This window comes from Allosalinactinospora lopnorensis (assembly GCF_000981225.1).
Taxonomy (GTDB): Bacteria; Actinomycetota; Actinomycetes; order Streptosporangiales; family Streptosporangiaceae; genus Allosalinactinospora; species Allosalinactinospora lopnorensis.
Genome location: NZ_LAJC01000027.1, coordinates 32,714 through 51,658, shown reverse-complemented (window position 1 = coordinate 51,658; position 18,945 = coordinate 32,714). Strand labels below are relative to the sequence as shown.

Here is an 18,945-nt window from a genome sequence, read left to right as displayed (position 1 = left end):
GGCTCCGAACCACCACGGCCGAAGGTAGCGTCCACCTGCGGCGGTAAACTCACCGCGGCGGTAGCAACCGGCGGTCGTGCCGCCGAAAGAGCTAAGAGGGGACCGAAGCGTTGGCACAGGTGGAGATCGGGCTGGGGAAGAACGGGCGCCGCGCCTACGAGCTCGACGAGATCGGGATCGTGCCGGCCCGGCGCACCCGCGATCCCGAGGAAGTATCGATCACGTGGCAGATCGACGCCTACCGGTTCGAGACGCCGCTGGTCGTCAGCCCGATGGACAGTGTCGCCTCGCCGAGGGCCGTTGTCGCGATCGGTGAGCAGGGCGGCCTGGGCGTGCTCGACCTGGAAGGGCTCTGGACCCGCTACGAGGATCCCGAGCCGCTGCTGGCCGAGATCAACGAGCTCGACGACGAGGCCGCGACCCAGCGGCTGCAGGACATCTACTCCGCGCCGATCAAGGAGGAGCTGATCGGCCGGCGCATCGAGGAGATCCGCAAGGCCGGCATCGTCACCGCCGCGGCGCTCTCACCGCAGCGCACCGCGCAGTACCACAAGGCGGTCATCGACGCGGGTGCGGACATCTTCGTCATCCGCGGCACCACGGTGTCGGCCGAGCACGTCTCCGGCCGGGCCGAACCGCTGAACCTCAAGCAGTTCATCTACGACCTGGACGTCCCGGTCGTCGTCGGCGGGTGCGCCACCTACACCGCGGCGCTGCACCTGATGCGCACCGGTGCCGCCGGCGTGCTGGTCGGGTTCGGCGGCGGTTCCGGGCACACCACCCGCTCCGTGCTGGGGGTGGCCGTGCCGATGGCCAGCGCGATCGGCGACGTCGCGGCGGCCCGCCGGGACTACCTCGACGAGTCCGGCGGCCGGTACGTGCACCTGATCGCCGATGGCGGGATGACCAGCAGTGGGGACATCGCCAAGGCCCTGGCCTGCGGAGCCGACGCCGTCATGGTCGGATCGCCGCTGGCGCGTGCCGCCGAGGCCCCCGGCCGCGGCTACCACTGGGGAAGTGAGGCACATCACCATGAGCTCCCGCGCGGCGAGCGGGTGTATGTGGGGACCATCGGCGATCTGGCGTCGATCCTGCACGGACCGGCCTCCACCAGCGACGGCACGATGAACCTGATGGGGGCGCTGCGACGCACCATGGCCACGGCCGGCTACAGCGATCTGAAGGAGTTCCAGCGGGTCGAGGTCGTGGTGAACCCGCACCGTTAGCGGTTCCACCAGGCAAAATGATTTCGGGCGTCCTTCTGGTCGGCAGGGGGCGCCCTCATTTTTTCCGGAACTGGTCCGGTGCCGCGGCGGGCAGTAGGTTGTTCGACCGAACCGTGCCCCTACCCGAATGAGGTGTCCGTGAGCCCCCCTGCCGTTACCGAGCGAGACGCGCCGACCGGAGGCGGCGCCCCTCCTTCGACCCGGAAACTCGCTCTGACGGCCGCGGCGGCGGTGCTCGCCACCATCGCCCTGGCCGGCGGCGTCGCCGGGCTGGTGGCCGGTACGCAGGACTCGGCGGCGCCCCCGCAGCTCCCGCCGGGCCCCCTGGACAACGGGGGTGTGGTCGACACCGTGCCCGCGGAGGAGCAGGACGAGGCGGCGGAGGGCGAACCCCGGCCCGACAACCGCCCCTCCCCGGAGAGCCGGCGGGAGGCGTACGCGCGGCCCAGCCCGGAATGGCTGGACCGGATCGCCGCGGACACCGGGATACCGCACCGCGCGCTGCAGGGCTACGCCGCGGCGCAACTGCGGATCATGGAAGAGGAGCCGGACTGCCTGATCTCCTGGCCGACACTGGCCGGGATCGGGGAGGTGGAGTCCCACCACGGCGCTTTCACCGGCGGCGAGATCGGTTCGGACGGCCGTACGACCGAGGACATCATCGGTATTCCGCTCGACGGGAACAATGGCACCGCCGCCGTCCCCGACACCGACAACGGAGAACTCGACGGCGATCCGGTGTGGGACCGCGCCGTGGGGCCCATGCAGTTCATCCCCGGCACGTGGGAGCAGTGGGGCGCCAGCGCCACCGGCGGCGAGCCCGATCCGCACCATATCGACGACGCCGCCCTCACCACCGCGCGCTACCTTTGCGCCGACGGCCGCGACATGACGGACGACGATGACTGGTGGGCGGCGATCCTGACCTACAACGAGTCGCGGAGCTACGCCGAGGACGTCCTCGCCCGCGCCAACGAGTATGTCGCCGGCGCCGGTTGAGCGCTGGGACGCACGCCGCACCGTCCGGCCGGACGCGCCGCCGGTCGCAACCGGTCACCGACAGTGAGGTCGAGTTAGCCTGGTGATCGTGGGCCACAACGGGTAGTCGCCTTTTAGGGACCCGTCGAGGAAAGGCGTGAGATGACGGCAGCGCGCATTGGTCCGGACGAGCGAGCCGAAGCCCTGCGGAACATGGCCGGCGAGGAGCTGGACGTCCTGGTGGTGGGCGGTGGGATCGTGGGTGCCGGCGTGGCGTTGGACGCGGTGTCGCGGGGGCTCTCCGTAGGCCTGATCGAAGCCCGGGACTTCGCCTCGGGCACGTCCAGCAGATCCAGCAAGCTGATCCACGGTGGACTTCGCTACCTGGAGCAACTGGATTTCGGGCTGGTCCGCGAGGCGCTGACCGAACGGGGACTGCTGCTCGGTCGGCTGGCTCCGCACCTGGTGCGGCCGGTCCCGTTCGTGTTCCCGTTCCAGAAGCGCTGGGAGCGCGGCTATATCGGAGCGGGGGTCACGCTGTATGACCTGTTCTCGTTCTCCCTGACCACCACCCGGACCCTTCCCGCGCACCGCCACCTCACCAGGACCGGCACGCTGCGCGTCTTCCCGGCGCTGCGCCGCGATGCGCTGGCGGGCTCCGTGCAGTACTGGGACGCCCAGGTCGACGACGCGCGCTACGTCGTCGCCGTGCTGCGTACCGCCGCCACCTACGGAGCCCGGATCGCCTCCCGGGCCCAGGCCGTGGGTTTCCTGCGGGAGGGCGAGCACGTGACCGGGGCCCGGGTGCGCGACCTGGAGAACGACACCGAGGTCGACGTGCGGGCGAAGCAGGTCGTGAACGCCGCGGGGGTGTGGACCGACGACATCCAGGAGATGGTGGGCGGACGCGGCCAGATCCGAGTCAACGCGTCCAAGGGGATCCACCTCGTCGTTCCGCGGGACCGGATCCACGCGTCCTCGGGGATGATCCTGCGTACTGAGAAGAGCGTGCTGTTCGTGATCCCGTGGGGGCGGCACTGGATCATCGGCACCACCGACACCGCGTGGAACCTCGACAAGGCGCACCCGGCGGCGAGCCGGGCCGACATCGACTACGTGCTGGACCGTCTGAACCAGGTGCTGCGGGTACCGCTCAGCCGCGACGACGTGGAGGGCGTGTACGCGGGCCTGCGCCCGCTGCTGTCGGGGGAGTCCGATGAGACCTCCAAGTTGTCCCGGGAGCACACTGTCGCCCACCCGGTTCCGGGCCTGGTGCTGATCGCCGGGGGCAAGTACACCACCTACCGGATCATGGCCAAGGACGCCGTGGACGCCGTGGCGCACGGCCTCGGCGGGGGCATTCCGGAGTCCGTGACCGACAGGGTCCCGCTCGTGGGCGCCGACGGCTTCGCGGCCCTGTGGAACCAGCGGCGCAGGCTCGCCCGGGAGTCCGGTCTGCACGTCGCGCGCGTCGCGCACCTGCTCAAACGGTACGGATCGCTGATCAGCGAGGTGCTCGCGCTGATAAAGGAGCGCCCCGACCTCAAGGAGCCGCTTACCGGAGCCGACGACTACCTGCGCGCCGAAGTGGTGTACGCGGTCCGCTCCGAGGGAGCGCGCCACCTGGATGACGTGCTCTCCCGGCGCACCCGCGTCTCGATCGAGACGTGGGACCGCGGCATCGTCGCCTCGCAGGAGGCGGCCGACCTCATGGCGGAGGGGCTCGACTGGGACGAGGAGCAGGTCAAGCGCGAGGTGGAGTACTACCGCAAGCGGATCGAGGTCGAACGCGCTGCTCAGGAGCAGGACACCGACTACGAGGCTGACGCCGTCCAGCACGGGGCGCCCGATATCGTCCCCGAAGCCGGGATCACTGCGGACTGACCGCGTCCCCGGCGCCACTCGCGGCCGCCGTGCCGTCCGGGTCGCCGTGCAGGATCCGGCCCAGCAGTTCGATCTGCCCGGGGTCGGACAGCGCCGACCCCACGGCGGCCACCCGGGCGCCCGCGGCGAAGTAGTCGCGGGCGTTGTGCGCGTTCACTCCTCCGGTGGCCACCAGCTTCACCTCCGGGAAGGGGCCGCGTACCGCGCTGAACCAGTCCACTCCGAGGGCCGTTGCGGGGAACGCTTTCAGCCAGGTCAGCCCGTGCCGCACCGCCTGCTGCGCCTCGCTGGGCGTGGCCACACCGGGCAGGTGGGGCAGCCTTGGGCCAGGGAGGCCGTCAGGACCGCGGGATCGAACCCGGGTGCGACGGTGAACGCGGCTCCGGCGTCCGCGACCGCGTCCACCTGTGTCGGGGTGATGACCGTGCCCGCGCCCACCCAGTGCCCGCGGTCGGCTCCGGCCTGGACCACGGCGCGCAGTACCGCGAGCGCCTCAGGTGTCTGCGCGGGAACTTCGACACAGGTGATTCCGAGGTCCCAGGCGCGGGTAGCCAGGTCCACCGTCTCGCGTTGCGGCATCCCGCGCAGGATGGCCATGACGCGCCGGCCTTCGAAGAGTGTGTCCAGATCGCTGAGCATGTCTCGTTCCGTCCGGGAGCCCGTACACGCGTTTCACGACCGGGGCGGCGGCCCGGTCGGTTCCACGGTACGGCGTGCGTCCTGCTCCGGCGCGGAGCAGGAGGGCCGTAGCCCTCGCAAGCGGCCGGGCGCGGATCCCCGGACCGCGCCGGCGCGGTCCGGGGCGGAACCGGAAAGTGACGGCGGCAACGGGGAAAGGTGAGCCTGGCAACATTGGGGGATTTCTGTTCTGCTGCGGCTGTTCAGCACATAGTCTGAAATTGGCGGATACGGTATACCGTTTCTCGCCGAGTTCTCCTCGGAGGAGGGGGCGGTGCGGAGTTGCAATCGCTGAACAGGGCGGAGGGCCCGTTATGGCCAACGATGTTCTGACCGAGGAGCTTTCCCGCGAGCAGTTGCTGCGTGCGTGGGAGAGGATCGACGTTCCCGAAGGCTGGCGGGCCGAGGTGCGTGACGGGAAAATCGTGATGATCCCATCGCCGCCGTCGAGCGTGTACCGCCGGATTGTGAACGCGGTCGTGTGACGTAACGCACTTCGGGGATCGGGCTTCGTGAAGCCGGCGCACTTCGGAATATCGAGGTGCGGGGGTGGGTCGGGGTTTCGCGAAGCCCGATCCGACCGGATTCGCTTCGAAATGGAAAGTGGCTCGGATCACTTCTCGGCGTGATGTTGATAACACGGGAAGGGGAAATGCGGAAATTCCGCGCCACGGGCGGGATTCCGCCTATCGCCGGTTCACCCGGACGGGGCCAGAGGCCGCACCGCCCCTCCGTCGCGGCGGGGTGGCGGCGGCACGGCTCAGCGCGCCCCCTTCGGCGCACCCACCGCACCCTCGTGTCCGGAAACGGCCGGACGCCAGGCGAACCGGTCGCCCGGTGCCCGGCTAAGTTGTCCGCATAACCGCACGTTCCCCCGCCTATCCTGGGTGTGCCCGCGTGCCCGCGGGCTTCACCAGGACCCTGGATGCGCTGCATGAACATACTCCTGACCGGCGGTGCCGGATATATCGGCACCCACATCGCCGTCGAGCTCGTCGAGGCGGGCCATGAGGTCGTGCTGCTGGACGACCTGAGCAACAGCCACCGGGAGGCTGTTCGCCGTGTAGAGCGCATCACCGGCCGTACCCTGCCGTTCCTCGTGGGGGACTGCGCGGATCCGGGCACAGTGAGGCGGATATTCGGCGACCACGAGATCGACGCCGTCATCCACTGCGCCGGTCTGAAAGCCGTCGGTGAGTCCACCGAGCAGCCGTTGCGCTACTACCGCAACAATCTCGGCGCGCTGCTGTCGCTGTGCGAGGCCATGGCGGCGCACGGCGTGCGGCGGATGGTGTTCAGCTCCTCGGCGACCGTGTACGGCGATCCCGCCACGGTCCCCATCACCGAGGACATGCCGCTCGCGGTGACCAACCCCTACGGCGCCACCAAGCTCTTCGCCGAGCAGATCCTGCGCGATCTCGTCTCGGCGGATCCGGCATGGCGGATCATCTCCCTGCGGTACTTCAACCCGATCGGTGCCCACCCCAGCGGCTCATCGGGGAGGACCCGCAAGGCACCCCCAACAACCTGTTCCCCTATATCGCGCAGGTCGCCGCCGGCCGACGGGAACGGCTGCGGGTCTTCGGCGCCGACTACCCCACCCCCGACGGCACGGGCGTGCGCGACTACCTGCACGTGCTGGACCTCGCACGGGGGCACGTCGCCGCCCTTGAGCACCTTGCCGACACCCCCGGGCACCGGACCTACAACCTCGGTACCGGCGAGGGCACCTCAGTGCTGCAGGCGATCCGGGCCTTCGAGTCGGCGACCGGGCGCCCGGTGCCCTACGAGGTCGTGGGGCGGCGGCCCGGCGACATCGCGACCTGCTACGCCGACCCATCGGCGGCTGGGCGCGACCTCGGCTGGAAGGCCACCAGGAGTGTCATCGAGGCGTGTGCCGACGCCTGGCGCTGGCAGTCCGGCAACCCTGACGGCTTCCGCGCCGGCTGAACCGCGGCAGGGCTTGAAGCTTCATCGCGAGGGCGCGGCGCTCGGGGTGCGCACGTGCTCGGGAAGCAGGCCCAGCAGGAAGACGCGCCGGACCATCCGGGCGGGGAGGTCGCCGAGGAACGCGGGAGGAGTCCGGGGGGACTCGCCGCGCAGTACCCGGGTGAGCACCTGCCGTTGCAGCAGCCCCTGCAGCGCCTGGGTCCCGACAGTCGGAGGGAGCCGGCGCCGCTCCACCCGGGCGAGCAGCCGCGGTTCGACGGGGTGCGGACTTCCGGCCGACCGCCGCTCCAGCAGGGTTTCGTACAGCAGGTTCGCGGTCGCGACACCGTCCTGGATCGCCAGGTTGATGCCGACGCCGCCGATCGGGCTCATCGTGTGCGCCGCGTCGCCGATGCACAGCAGACCGTGCCGGTACCAGCGGGGAAGCCGGTTCAGGCCGACGTTCAGCATCGCGATGTCGTCCCAGCTGCTCAGTTCCCCGACCCGGTCGCCGAGGAAAGGCTCCAGCTCGGCGATCGAGTCCCGCAGGGCGCTCAGGCCGGCGGAGCGCGCCTCGGCGTAGCTTCCCTTGGCCACCAGGTAGCCGAGCTGCCAGTAGTCGCCGCGGTCGATCCCGATGACCATGCGGCCCGGGCCGACCCGCGCCAGCAGCCCCTCAGGGTCGGAGGGCGCGCGGGACAGCCGCATCCACAGGACGTCCATCGGAACCCCGAGTTCGGTCGGGTGCAGGCCGGCCGCCTTCCGCAGCACCGATTGGCGGCCGTCGGCGGCGACGGTGAGGGCGCTGCGCAGTTCGTGCTCGCCGTTGGCGTCGCGGTAGCGCACCCCGTGTGCGCGGTCGCCTATGCGGATGACCCCGGTCACCTCCGACTCCATCAGCAGGTGGAAGCCGGGGTAGGTCTTGGCGTGCTCGGTGAGAAGGTTGAGGAAGTTCCACTGCGGGGTCAGCGCGATGTACTGGTAGCGCCCGGGAAGTGTGGACAGGTCGGTGCCGAACAGCCGGCCCTGGCGGGCGGCGAAGCCGATCTCGCGGACCTTGCGGTGCGGGAGGCGGTCGAACTCCTCGCTCAGGCCGAGCTCGTAGAGGAGCTGCAGTGTCGAGGGGTGGACCGTGTCGCCGCGGAAGTCGCGCAGGAAATCAGCGTGCTTCTCGCAGACGGTGACGTCCACGCCGGCCCGGGCGAGCAGCAGCCCCAGCATGATCCCGGCGGGACCGCCACCCGCGATGGCGACGGTCGTCGTGGCTTCGGTCTGCGCCATCGCGGCCTCCAGTGGCAACTGACGACAGGGGTGGCCGTTGGAATTCAACTACTCATGATATGTAATCCGATTCCCGCCCTGGTTGTCCAGAGGAAAACGCCTGGCGCAGGGCCGCTCCGGATCCGGGCGGGTCCGTGGTTACTCATAGGTAGCCACGGGTGGGGGTGCGGATCTAAGGTCAGCGCATGGGAAAAGTCACGACGAGCTCCGCAGAAGCCCCGGCGCTGGACTCCGCGATGATCGACCGGCTTACGCGGCGCGTGGCCGGCACCTCCTCCGGTCGCACTGTGACGACCACCGCCCCCTTCACCGGTGACCCCCTCGCCGAACTGCCCGATTGCGCCGCCGCGGACGTCGTCGCGGCGTTCGGACGCGCCCGCGCCGCGCAGCGGGCGTGGGCGGAGCGGTCCGCGCGCGAGCGCGCCGAACCGTTCCTGCGCTTCCACGACCTGGTGCTGGACCGCCAAAGCGAGATCCTGGACATCATCCAGTGGGAGACGGGCAAAGCCCGCCGGCACGCCTTCGAAGAGGTCTACGACGCGGCGGCGGGCACGCTGTACTACGCCCGGCAGGCGCCCCGCCTGCTGCGCCGCCGCCGCACTCCGGGCGCCGTTCCGGTGGCCACGCGCACCTACGTGCACCGGCAGGCCAAGGGCGCCGTCAGTGTGATCACACCGTGGAACTATCCGCTGGCGCTGCCTGTCGGCGACGCCGTGCCCGCTCTCATCGCGGGGAACGCCGTCGTCGCCAAGCCCGACACCCAGACCGCCCTCAGCGCGCTGTGGGCCATCGACGTGGCGGTGGAGGCGGGCCTGCCCGAGGACCTGTGGGCGCCGGTCATCGGTGAACCGTCGGAGATCGGGGACCCCCTAGTCGACCGGGCCGACTACGTCGCGTTCACTGGATCCTCCGCGGCCGGGGCCGGGATCGCCCGACGCGCGTCCGAACGGCTCATCGGCTGCTCCGCCGAGCTCGGCGGCAAGAATCCGATGATCGTCTGCGAGGACGCCGCCATCGACTGGACGGTGGAGGGCGCCCTGCGCGCCTGCTTCAGCAACGCGGGCCAGCTCTGCATCGCCATGGAACGCGTCTACGTGCACGACGCCGTCTACGACGACTTCGTGCCGAAGTTCGCCGCCGCGGTGCGCGACATGGCGCTCAACGCGAAGTACGACTTCTCCGCCGACATGGGCTCCCTGACCTACCGGCGGCAGCTCGACCGGGTCGGCGCGCATGTCGAGGATGCACGCGAGAAGGGGGCGGCGATCCTGGCCGGCGGGCGGGCGCGCCCCGACATCGGCCCGTTGTTCTACGAGCCGACCGTCATGGCCGAGGTCGCCCCCACCATGGCGGCCTGCGCTGACGAGACGTTCGGCCCGGTGGTGTCGGTCTACCGGTTCAGCGACGATGACGAGGTCATCGCGCGCTGCAACGACACCGGCTACGGGCTCAACGCCAGCGTCTGGACCCGGAACGCCGCCCGCGGACGGCGGATCGCCGAGCGCATCCGGGCCGGGACGGTCAACATCAACGAGGGGTACGGCGCGGCCTGGGCCAGCTACGGTGCGCCCATGGGCGGGATGAAGTGCTCCGGGCTGGGCCGGCGGCACGGCCCCGAGGGCCTGCTGCGCTACACCGAGGCGCAGACCATCGCCAGCCAGCACTACGTCGGCCTGGGCGGCACACCGGGCATGGACGGCGAGACCCTGGCCAGGCTGTTCACCCTAGGCGGGCGGCTGATGAAGCGCCTCCGCATCCGGTAGCGCGCACCGGCTCGTAAGCGCGGGCGCGGTGATGGCGGCCTCATGGCTGACACGGGATCAGTGTTACACTGAAACCGTGCTAGGAGGTGGAGATGGCCAACGTGACTCTCAGCATCGACGACGAGGTGCTGCGCCGGGCGCGTATCCGGGCGTTGGAGCAGCACACAACGGTGAACGCGGTCATGCGCCGGTACTTGGAAGGTTTCGCGGCCGCCGAAGACGCTCGTGCGATCGAGGAGATCCTGGCGATAGCGGAGCGCAGCCAGGCGTCGAGCGGGCCTGAGGGGCGTACCTGGACACGAGACGAGTTGTATGAGCGGTAGCGCCTTCGTCGACACCAACGTCTTCATCTACGCAGTGGACCGGGCTGGCGGGGGTAAGCAGCGGTGTGCGCAGCAGGTCCTCACCACCACTCCGGGTGTGACCGTGTCGCCGCAGGTGATGAACGAATTTTTCGTCGTTGTGACGCGGAAGCTCAAGACTCCCCTCCCCGTTGACGAGGCTGCTGCGATGGTCAGGTCGATGGGTTCGCTCGGGTGCGTGCCGATCGATACTGCTCTCGTCGACTCTGCCATCCATATCGGGCGGCGGTGGCAGCTCTCCCATTGGGACGCGCTGATGGTCGCGGCCGCCAAGCGAGGGGCGTGTGATCGGCTGCTGACCGAGGACCTGACGCACGGTGCCGACTACGGCGGTGTCCGGATCGAGAACCCGTTCCGGTGAGCGAGGGGCGGTCTGCGGGCTCGTGAGACGTGGCGCGGGGCCGCCGGTGGCCGGGCGGTATCCGGAGTGGGGAAGGAGGGCGCCGGGCACGCCCTAAACTGGAGGGATCCAGACCCACCCGCGGGAAGGCCGTTACGTGTCCCTTGCCGGTGCTGCCGACAGCACGTTCGACACCGTCCTCGTCGTCGACTTCGGCGCGCAGTACGCGCAGCTGATCGCGCGGCGGGTGCGCGAATGCCACGTCTACAGCGAGATCGTCCCCTCGACCATGCCGGTCGAGGAGATGCTCGCGAAGAACCCCAAGGCCATCATCCTCTCCGGCGGCCCGTCATCGGTCTACGCCGACGGCGCGCCGCAGCCCCCGCGCGGGCTGTTCGAGACGGGTGTTCCGACGTTCGGCATCTGCTACGGCTTCCAGGCGATGGTGCGGGCCCTGGGCGGAACGGTCGCCAAGACCGGCCTCAGCGAGTTCGGCCGGACCCGGGTGGACGTCGGCACCGACACCGTGCTGTTCGCCGGGCTGCCCTCCAGCCAGACGGTGTGGATGTCGCACGGCGACTCGGTCACCGAGGCCCCCGAGGGCTTCCGCACCATCGGCGGCACCGCGGGGGCGCCGGTCGCCGCGATCGAGGACCCCGGGCGCGGGCTCTTCGGTGTGCAGTTCCACCCCGAGGTACTGCACACCGAGCACGGCCAGGCGGTCATGCGGCACTTCCTGTACGAGGGCGCCGGGTGCCGTCCGACCTGGACGATGGTGAACATCGTCGACGAGCAGGTCGAGCGGATCCGCTCCGAGGTGGGCAGCAAGCGCGTCATCTGCGGACTGAGCGGCGGGGTCGACTCCGCGGTCGCCGGCGCCCTGGTCCAGCGCGCCGTGGGCGACCAGCTCACCTGTGTCTTCGTCGACCACGGGCTGCTCCGCAAGGGCGAGGCCGAACAGGTCGAGAAGGACTACGTGGCGGCGACGGGCGCCGCGCTGAAGGTGGTCGACGCCCAGGAGCGCTTCCTCGACGCACTGGCCGGGGTGCACGATCCCGAGGAGAAGCGCAAGATCATCGGCCGCGAGTTCATCCGGGTCTTCGAGCAGGCCGCCCGCGAGGTCGTCGCCGAAGGCGGCGCCGCGGACGAAGAGGTGGCCTTCCTGGTCCAGGGCACGCTCTACCCGGACGTCGTGGAGTCCGGCGGCGGAACGGGGACCGCCAACATCAAGTCGCACCACAACGTGGGCGGCCTTCCCGACGACCTCCGATTCACGCTGATCGAACCGCTGCGGGAACTGTTCAAGGACGAGGTCCGCCGGGTCGGCGAGGAGCTCGGCCTGCCCGTCGACATGGTGTGGCGCCAGCCGTTCCCCGGTCCGGGCCTGGCCATCCGTGTCATCGGCGACATCACCCGGGAGCGCCTCGACATCCTGCGTGAGGCCGACGCGATCGCCCGCGAGGAGCTGTCGCGCGCCGGGCTCGACCGCGACATCTGGCAGTGCCGGTCGTGCTCTTGGCCGGGGTGCGCTCGGTGGGGGTGCAGGGCGACGGCCGCACCTACGGCCACCCCGTGGTGCTGCGCCCGGTGAGCAGCGAGGACGCCATGACCGCCGATTGGTCCCGCGTCCCCTACGAGGTGCTGGCCACGATCTCCAACCGCATCACCAACGAGGTGCGGGAGATCAACCGCGTCACGCTCGACGTCACCAGCAAGCCTCCGGGCACCATCGAGTGGGAGTGACGGCGGGACCCGCCTCTGAGCGGGACCTGCGTTCTCCCCTCCCGACCGTTCCGGCCCGCGCCTCCCGGCAGGGTGCCCTCCACCGTGTGCGGCCAAGGGCGATCGGTGCCGGCACGCGGGGCCGGAGTTCACAGCCGGGTATCCGGCGAGCTGCGCGGCATGAGGCCGCACCACGAGACACCGGGGAACGCCGGCCGCCCCCGGCTCCGGGCGTCTCGTTCTCAACGCCGAGGCCGGTGTACCGGCAGCGTGGCCCGGGTCCGCGACAAGGACCCCCCACGGAGATCGGTGACCGCATACGGTACGCTGCCTGCGAGTAGGTTGGTTCGTTGCGGTTGGGAGAAGAGTGGCACCCCCGCCGCTCCGCCATTCGGTCGCCTGCAGGCGAGGACGACGGAGGACGAGGTGAGCAGCGTTACCGGACTCCACGGAGCGTGTGCGCCTAAGGCCGCCGCTCTCCACAACGCCGCCCCGCGCGCCTGTGTCGCGCGGCCCTCGACGTGCCCCTTTCTCTCCGACCCCCCCGTGTCAGGCCGACCGCAGCGGTCGGCCTTCTTGTCGCGGGCGAGGGCGGGCACCACCCGCGTGCAGTCGATCTGGACCGCCGTGGTGCCGGCGGTATGACACTCCCTCGAACGGGGGTCATCCTCGGCGGCGAGCCGCGGAGTGACCCCGGAGTTCTGCTGCCCAGGACATGCGGCCTGCTCTGAAGAGCCACCGGAGTGCCGGCCAGGGCCCCGGGTGCAGGTCTCGCCGTAGAAGAACCCCGATCGCCCTCGCGTACCCACACGCCGCCATTTGGATGCGCGGATGCCGCCGATCCCGACCGGATACCGCCCCGGAGCTTACCGCAGGAGGGACAGCCGTGGGGAAGTTCGAGCCGTGAACACGGGCGCCGTGTTGTTCACCCCGATCCGAAAGGTGGTCGACGAGTGGTCCTCGTGACCGTGTTCATTGGGCTGGCCGCGACCACTGCCGTCGCCCCGTTGCTCGCCAGTCGGCTGGGCCGGGCCGCCGGGTGGCCGCTGGCGGCCGCGTTCGCGGCGCTCACCGCCCTCACGGCCACGCAGGCACCGGCCGTCCTGGCCGGGCAGGCGGTGGAGTTCTCCTGGGCGTGGATCCCGTCGATCGACGCGGCCTTCCGGCTGCGTCTCGACGGGCTCGGACTGCTCTTCACCGTGCTGGTGCTCGGCATCGGCGCCCTCATCATGGCGTACTGCGCCCGCTACTTCGACGCCAAGAGCTCGCAGAGCAGGTTCTACACCCTGATGGGGATCTTCGCCGTGGCCATGCTCGGCCTGGTGCTCGCCGACGACCTGTTGCTGCTGTTCGTCTTCTGGGAGCTCACCAGCATCTGCTCGTTCTTCCTCATCGGCGGGGCGGGCGACAAGGCGGTCGAGCCGGCCAGACGCGCACTGGTCGTCACCGCGGGCGGCGGCCTGGCGCTGTTGGCCGCGGTGGCGCTGCTGTCGGTGCAGACCGGGACCACGCAGCTCAGTACGATCCTTGCTGATCCCGGCTGGACCGAGGGCTGGACCGGTCCGCTGGTCGCCGTCCTGGTGATCATCGCGGCGATCACCAAGTCGGGGCAGGTGCCGTTCCACTTCTGGCTGCCGGGAGCGATGGCGGCCAGCACCCCGGTCAGCGCCTACCTGCACGCCGCGGCCATGGTGAAGGCGGGCATCTACCTGCTGATGCGGTTCAGCCCGGTCTTCCACGACATGCCGCTGTGGAACGGTGTCCTGGTCCTTGTCGGGCTGGCGACCGCGATCTACGGGGCCGCGCTCGCGCTGAAGCAGACCGACCTCAAGTCGCTCGCCGCGATGTCGACGGTCAGCCAGCTCGGCTACCTCGTGGCGATCATCGGGGTCGGCACCTCCTACGCCCTCGCCGCGGCCGCGGTCCACACCCTGGCCCACGCGCTGTTCAAGGCGAGCCTGTTCATGATGGTCGGGGTCGTCGACAACCAGACCGGAACCCGGGACCTGCACCGGCTCGGCGGGCTGCGCAGGCTCATGCCGGCCAGCGCCGTGATCACGGCACTGGCGGCGCTGTCCGCCGCGGGCGTCCCGCCACTCCTGGGCTTCTACAGCAAGGAGAAGATGTTCGCCGGTTTCGTCGACGCCGACGGTCCGGTCTGGGCGGGCCCCCTCCTCGGCCTCCTCGCCGTTGTGGCGGCCGTTCTGACCTTCGGCTACTGCGCGCGGTTCTGGTTCGGGGTGTTCGGCGGCCCGCTCTCGGAGCGCACGGATGTGCGCGAGGCGCCGGCGCCGTTCCTGCTCGCGCCGGCGATCACCGGGGCGGCCGGAGCGCTCCTCGGTGTCGGGGTGGTGACCCTGGCCCCGTTCGCCGAGCGGATCACGGCCGACACCGGGTTCCCCGGCGCCGGCGTCGAGATCCACCTCATCCCGGGACTCAGCGTCGACCTGGGGATGTCCGTGGTGGCGATCGCGCTGGGCATCCTGCTCCACCTCCGCCGGGAGCAGGCCGGCGCGCTTCTCGATCGCGTGCGTACCCCGTTCACCGGCGACGGCGTGTTCGACCGGGCCATGGCCGGCTTCGTCGCCGCCGGCAGCAGAGCCGGCGGCCTCACGCGCACCTTCTCCCCGGCGGCGCACCTCCCGCCGGCGATCGTCCTGCTGGGGGTGCTGTCGGCGGCGGCACTCTGGTGGGGAACCCCGGTCGGCCCCCTGCAGGAGCTGCTCGTCCGTCCGACGGACTGGATCGTCGTCGGGTGCGTCGCCGTCGCGGTCCTCGCGGCCGTCGTGGTCCGCACGAGGATCTCCGCTGTCGTCCTCCTCGGCGTGGTCGGCGCTCTCATGGGGCTCTGGTTCCTGCTGCTGGGTGCCGTCGACGTCGCGCTTACCCAACTGGTCGTCGAGGTTCTGACCGTCGTCGTCCTGGTCCTCGTGCTGCGCCGGCTGCCGAGCCGGTTCCACTCGACGGGCACGCTGCGGAGGAGCCTGGCGGCCGTGCTCGCGGTCGGGGCCGGCGCGCTGGCGGCCGGCGGGACCCTCCTCCTGACGAACCGCCGCGAACTCTCCGAGGTCAGCAGGTGGCTGATGGCCAACTCCAAGGAGGAGACCGGCGGTATCAACGTGGTCAACACGATCCTGGTCGACTTCCGCGCCCTCGACACCCTCGGCGAGGTCACCGTCGTCGGCCTCGCCGCGCTGGGGATTCTGGCGCTCCTGAGGACCACCAGCCTGACGGGGTCCGCCGCCATCGAGCTCACCGGCGGTACCCGCCCCGAGGACGATCCCGTGGACAACACGATCGTCGTCCGCACGGTGGGGCGGATCATGGCCCCGGCCATCGTGCTGCTCTCCCTCTACATGCTCTTCCGCGGGCACAACGCCCACGGCGGCGGGTTCATCGGCGCTCTCGTCGCCGGTGCGGGGCTGTGCCTGGCGCACGCCGCCGCACCGGATCCCCGCCGGTCGCTCGTACGCAGGATCCCCTACGTTCCGGTCATCGCCGGCGGGCTCGCTCTGGCGGTGGTCACCGGCCTGCTGGGATACCTGGTGGGAGGAGGCTTCCTCACGCCGTTCCCGATCGAGCTCGGCTTCACCTACATCTCGTCCGCTGTCGTGTTCGACGTGGGGGTGTACCTGATCGTGGTCGGCGCCGTGGTCGCCGCACTGCACCGGTTGGCCATAGCCGAACTCCTGGAGGACGACGCGGCGCCGCCCGGCGCCGCGTCCCGACCAGCCGACGACACCCAGTACCCCATGGTCGCCGTGGGAAGCGGCGGCCGCGACTCCGAGGAAGGTGAGCTGTGACGGCCGCGATCCTCGCCGGAGTCCTCGTGGCAGGAGGCGTCTACCTCGTCCTGCAACGGGGCCTGATCCGCATGGCGTTCGGAGTGATCCTCCTCGGCCACGCCGCCAACGTGGTGCTCCTGGCCGCGGGCGGGCTGTACCGCCGCGAAGCGGCCCTCATCGACCAGATCGCCGCCGTCCAGGCGGCGGCCGACCCGCTCCCGCAGGCATTCGTCCTCACCGCCATCGTCATCACGTTCGGTGTGACCGTCTATCTCGTCGCGCTGGCCGGCTCCGGATCCGGCGACGACACCGAGGAGACCACGTGATCGCCACCGCCCTGCCCCTCGTCTTCGCCGCCCCACTCCTGGCGAGCGCGATACTGATGGTCGTGCACCGGCCGATCTGGGCACGGCGCGCCGTACTGGTCGGCACGGTCGGCGCCGTTCTGGCCTACGGCGTCGTCCTGGTGGCCGCCACGAACGGCGGTACCGTGCTCGTCGCGGATATCGGGCTCTGGCCCGGCGGTATCGCGATCCCGTTCGTCGCCGACATGTTCAGCGCGCTGATGGTGACCGCCACGGCGCTGCTCACCCTCGTCTGCGTCGCCTTCGGCATCGTGGCCGGAGAGGACGAGCAGCACTACTTCGCTCCCTTCGTGCTGGCGCTGTACGGCGGCGTCGCCGGGGCCCTGCTGACGGGCGACCTGTTCAACCTGTTCGTCTGCATCGAGGTGATGCTGCTCCCCTCCTACGTGCTGATCAGCATGTTCGGCGGCGAGAACCGGTTGAAGGCGGGCCGGATCTACATCACCTACAACCTGCTGGCCTCGGCGGTCTTCCTGTTCGGGGTCGCGTTCGTGTACGGCGTGATCGGAACGGTCAACTTCGCCGAGCTGGCCGGGGCCGCGAAGGAGTCCACGGCGGTGGCGGTCGCCATGGGGGTGGTGCTCGTCGCCCTCGCCATGAAGTCCGGTGTGGTGCCGGTGCACGGATGGCTGCCGCGGACCTACCCCGAGACCTCGCCCGCGATCGCGGCGATCTTCTCGGGGCTGCACACCAAGGTGGGCATCTACGCGATCTACCGGCTCTACGCCCTGGTCTACGACGGCGACGAGCGGTTCCTGGGCTTCGCGGTGCTGTTCATGTGCCTCACGATGGCGTTCGGGGCGATGAGCGCGGTCGGCGAGGACACGATCCGCTCGGTGCTCGCCTTCAACATGGTCAGCGGTATCGGCTACATCCTGCTGGGCGTCGCCCTGTTCGGTCCCCTGGGCCTGGCGGCGGGCATCTTCTACCTGCTGCACCACATGGTCGTGAAGACCTCGCTGTTCCTGTCCGCCGGCGCGGTGGAGGTCCGGTACGGCACCCAGCGGCTCGACGAGCTGGGCGGGCTCGCAGGAAGAGAACCGCTCCTCGCGTTCGCCTTCGTGGGCGCCGCGCTCTCCCTGATCGGCATGCCGCCGTTCTCCGGGTTCGCGGGCAAGTTCGTGCTGCTGCAGGCATCCTTCGCGGAGTCCGCCTACTTCGCGGCGTTCATCATCCTCGCGGCGAGCCTGCTGACCCTGCTCTCGATGGGCCGGGTCTGGAACAGCGTGTTCTGGGGGCCGGTGCGGCGCGAGCCCGATGACACCACCGGTACCGCCGCCGTGACCGGTGCCGCGGATACCGACGCCGTGGTGGCGGGCAACGGCGAGGGCGGTGCCGTGCTGCAGAAACGCAGAACGCACGCCAAGGCGACCAGCCCGTTGACCCATGTGAGCCCGGCGCTCGCCGCGCCGGCCCTCGTCCTGACCCTCGTCTCGCTGGGGATCGGCCTGGGGGCCGAAGGGCTGTTGAACCTGACCCAGCAGGCCGCGGCCGGTCTGACCGATACGTCCAGCTACATAGAGGCGGTGATCGGGCGATGATCTCCCGGATCCGGCAGTACGTTTCCTGGGCCGGGCGGGCCGTCTCCTTCGCCGGCTACTTCGCGATGGAGCTTTCGGTGGCCTGTATCGACGTCGCCTGGGACGTCATCTCCCCGCACAGCCGGTTCTCACCGGGCATCGTCAGGTTCCCGCTGCGTTGCCGGACGGAGTTCGAGATGACCGTGATGAGCAACGTGATCACGCTGACCCCCGGGACTCTGACGCTCGCCGCCGAGTCCTCACCCCCGACGCTGTACATCCACTGCATGTACGCCAGGGACCGGCACAAGGCCCTCGAAGGGCTCCGCAAGTTCGAGACGAAGATGCTCCGCGCCGTCCGCGTGGACGGGGAGGTCCCGCCCGTTGTGGAAGCGGGCGAGCACGCGGCGCCCACGGGAGGTGACCGGTGACCCTGATCGATATCCCGCTGATCGCGATCGGCCTCGTCATGGTCATGGTCGCGGTCCGGATGTTCATCGGCCCCACCTCGGCCGACCGGGCGACAGCCGCCGACCTGGGGTTCTTCTGCTTCATCGCGCTGGCAGCCCTCTTCGGTGCCCGGACGGACATGCCCGCCGCGTTCGACGTGGTGCTGATCGCCACCCTGACCGGCTTCGTCGGGACGATCTGGATGGCCAGGCTGATCAGCCGAAAGGAGGAGAGCGGCGATGCATGACGCGGCCCTGGCGAGTGAGGCGGTAATGGTGGGCGGTATAGATGTGCTGGCCGTCATCGCGGGAATCACGATCACGATCGGCGCGGGCTTCATCGTGGTGGCCGGGGTCGGACTGCTGCGGCTCGCGGACGTCTACTCCCGGATGAACGCCGTCACCAAGGCGGCCACCCTGGGAGTGATCCTGACCCTCGTCGGCTCCTTCCTGCTGATGCCGGGGTGGGACACCGCCTGGAAGCTGGTGCTGGCGATCGCGCTGCAACTGCTGAGTTCGCCTGTCGGCGGCTACGCGATCGGCCGCGCCGCCTACCGCTCCAAGGCGCCGCTCACCGACGAGACCAACTTCGACGATCTCGGACACCGCGTGCCGGAGCGGTTCTGAGTGATGCGGGCGCTACGGCACTCATGCGAGCGCCCC

General features: G+C 70.3%; 14 protein-coding genes and 3 pseudogenes. 15 read left to right on the top strand and 2 right to left on the bottom strand.

Features of this window, described 5'->3' with window-relative positions; genetic code table 11:
• The first annotated feature begins 119 nt into the window (after nucleotides 1-119).
• The 3 genes from VS93_RS12035 to VS93_RS12025 all read left to right on the top strand — a co-directional run bounded on the left by VS93_RS12035 (nucleotide 120) and on the right by VS93_RS12025 (nucleotide 4,088).
• Nucleotides 120-1,226, top strand: coding sequence for a GuaB3 family IMP dehydrogenase-related protein (locus VS93_RS12035; protein WP_046470042.1), 1,107 nt, complete (start codon nucleotides 120-122; stop codon nucleotides 1,224-1,226).
• 138 nt (nucleotides 1,227-1,364) lie between these two features.
• Nucleotides 1,365-2,225, top strand: coding sequence for a lysozyme family protein (locus VS93_RS12030; RefSeq protein WP_156184795.1), 861 nt, complete (start codon nucleotides 1,365-1,367; stop codon nucleotides 2,223-2,225).
• 141 nt (nucleotides 2,226-2,366) lie between these two features.
• Entirely contained in the window at nucleotides 2,367-4,088 is a 1,722-nt protein-coding gene (locus VS93_RS12025) for a glycerol-3-phosphate dehydrogenase/oxidase (protein WP_046470040.1), read from the top strand.
• Here the strand turns inward: VS93_RS12025 and VS93_RS12020 are convergent.
• A pseudogene (locus VS93_RS12020) lies at nucleotides 4,075-4,667 on the bottom strand (bifunctional 4-hydroxy-2-oxoglutarate aldolase/2-dehydro-3-deoxy-phosphogluconate aldolase). The gene VS93_RS12025 and the pseudogene VS93_RS12020 sit on opposite strands and share 14 nt — an antisense overlap.
• Before the next feature lie 413 nt (nucleotides 4,668-5,080).
• On the opposite strand from VS93_RS12020, the gene VS93_RS29105 reads away from it, so the two are divergent.
• Nucleotides 5,081-5,251 (top strand): hypothetical protein, encoded by a 171-nt coding sequence (locus tag VS93_RS29105; protein WP_156184794.1) that lies wholly within the window; start codon nucleotides 5,081-5,083, stop codon nucleotides 5,249-5,251.
• Between the two features lie 449 nt (nucleotides 5,252-5,700).
• Nucleotides 5,701-6,716, top strand: a pseudogene (gene galE, locus VS93_RS12015) (UDP-glucose 4-epimerase GalE).
• Between the two features lie 21 nt (nucleotides 6,717-6,737).
• Here the strand turns inward: galE and VS93_RS12010 are convergent.
• On the bottom strand, nucleotides 6,738-7,976 hold the full coding sequence (locus tag VS93_RS12010) for an FAD-dependent oxidoreductase (protein ID WP_046470039.1): 1,239 nt from the start codon (nucleotides 7,974-7,976) through the stop codon (nucleotides 6,738-6,740).
• Between the two features lie 185 nt (nucleotides 7,977-8,161).
• Here VS93_RS12010 and VS93_RS12005 point away from each other — a divergent pair, with 185 nt between their 5' ends.
• The 10 genes and pseudogenes from VS93_RS12005 (at nucleotide 8,162) to mnhG (ending at nucleotide 18,909) form a co-directional block, all read left to right on the top strand.
• On the top strand, nucleotides 8,162-9,739 hold the full coding sequence (locus VS93_RS12005) for a succinic semialdehyde dehydrogenase (RefSeq protein ID WP_046470038.1): 1,578 nt from the start codon (nucleotides 8,162-8,164) through the stop codon (nucleotides 9,737-9,739).
• A gap of 92 nt (nucleotides 9,740-9,831) precedes the next feature.
• A complete protein-coding gene (locus tag VS93_RS12000; RefSeq protein WP_046470037.1) occupies nucleotides 9,832-10,062 on the top strand; it encodes a hypothetical protein in 231 nt (76 codons plus the stop codon).
• A complete protein-coding gene (locus tag VS93_RS11995) occupies nucleotides 10,052-10,462 on the top strand; it encodes a PIN domain-containing protein (protein ID WP_046470036.1) in 411 nt (136 codons plus the stop codon). The genes VS93_RS12000 and VS93_RS11995 overlap by 11 nt, the downstream gene beginning before the upstream one ends.
• Before the next feature lie 136 nt (nucleotides 10,463-10,598).
• Nucleotides 10,599-12,184: pseudogene (gene guaA, locus VS93_RS11990) on the top strand (glutamine-hydrolyzing GMP synthase).
• A 941-nt stretch (nucleotides 12,185-13,125) separates the two neighbouring features.
• Nucleotides 13,126-15,966 carry a hydrogen gas-evolving membrane-bound hydrogenase subunit E gene (mbhE, locus tag VS93_RS11985; protein ID WP_201776617.1) on the top strand — a complete coding sequence of 947 codons (2,841 nt, stop codon included), beginning with the start codon at nucleotides 13,126-13,128 and terminating at the stop codon, nucleotides 15,964-15,966.
• Nucleotides 15,963-16,274: a sodium:proton antiporter gene (locus VS93_RS11980; RefSeq protein WP_046470034.1), complete on the top strand. Its 312-nt coding sequence runs from the start codon at nucleotides 15,963-15,965 to the stop codon at nucleotides 16,272-16,274. Before mbhE ends, VS93_RS11980 begins: the two co-directional genes overlap by 4 nt.
• Nucleotides 16,271-17,854: a monovalent cation/H+ antiporter subunit D family protein gene (locus VS93_RS11975; protein WP_046470033.1), complete on the top strand. Its 1,584-nt coding sequence runs from the start codon at nucleotides 16,271-16,273 to the stop codon at nucleotides 17,852-17,854. Before VS93_RS11980 ends, VS93_RS11975 begins: the two co-directional genes overlap by 4 nt.
• On the top strand, nucleotides 17,851-18,264 hold the full coding sequence (locus tag VS93_RS11970; protein ID WP_046470032.1) for a Na+/H+ antiporter subunit E: 414 nt from the start codon (nucleotides 17,851-17,853) through the stop codon (nucleotides 18,262-18,264). Before VS93_RS11975 ends, VS93_RS11970 begins: the two co-directional genes overlap by 4 nt.
• A complete protein-coding gene (locus VS93_RS11965) occupies nucleotides 18,261-18,530 on the top strand; it encodes a monovalent cation/H+ antiporter complex subunit F (protein WP_046470031.1) in 270 nt (89 codons plus the stop codon). Before VS93_RS11970 ends, VS93_RS11965 begins: the two co-directional genes overlap by 4 nt.
• Nucleotides 18,523-18,909, top strand: coding sequence for a monovalent cation/H(+) antiporter subunit G (mnhG, locus tag VS93_RS11960; protein WP_201776616.1), 387 nt, complete (start codon nucleotides 18,523-18,525; stop codon nucleotides 18,907-18,909). The genes VS93_RS11965 and mnhG overlap by 8 nt, the downstream gene beginning before the upstream one ends.
• The last annotated feature ends 36 nt before the right edge of the window (nucleotides 18,910-18,945 follow it).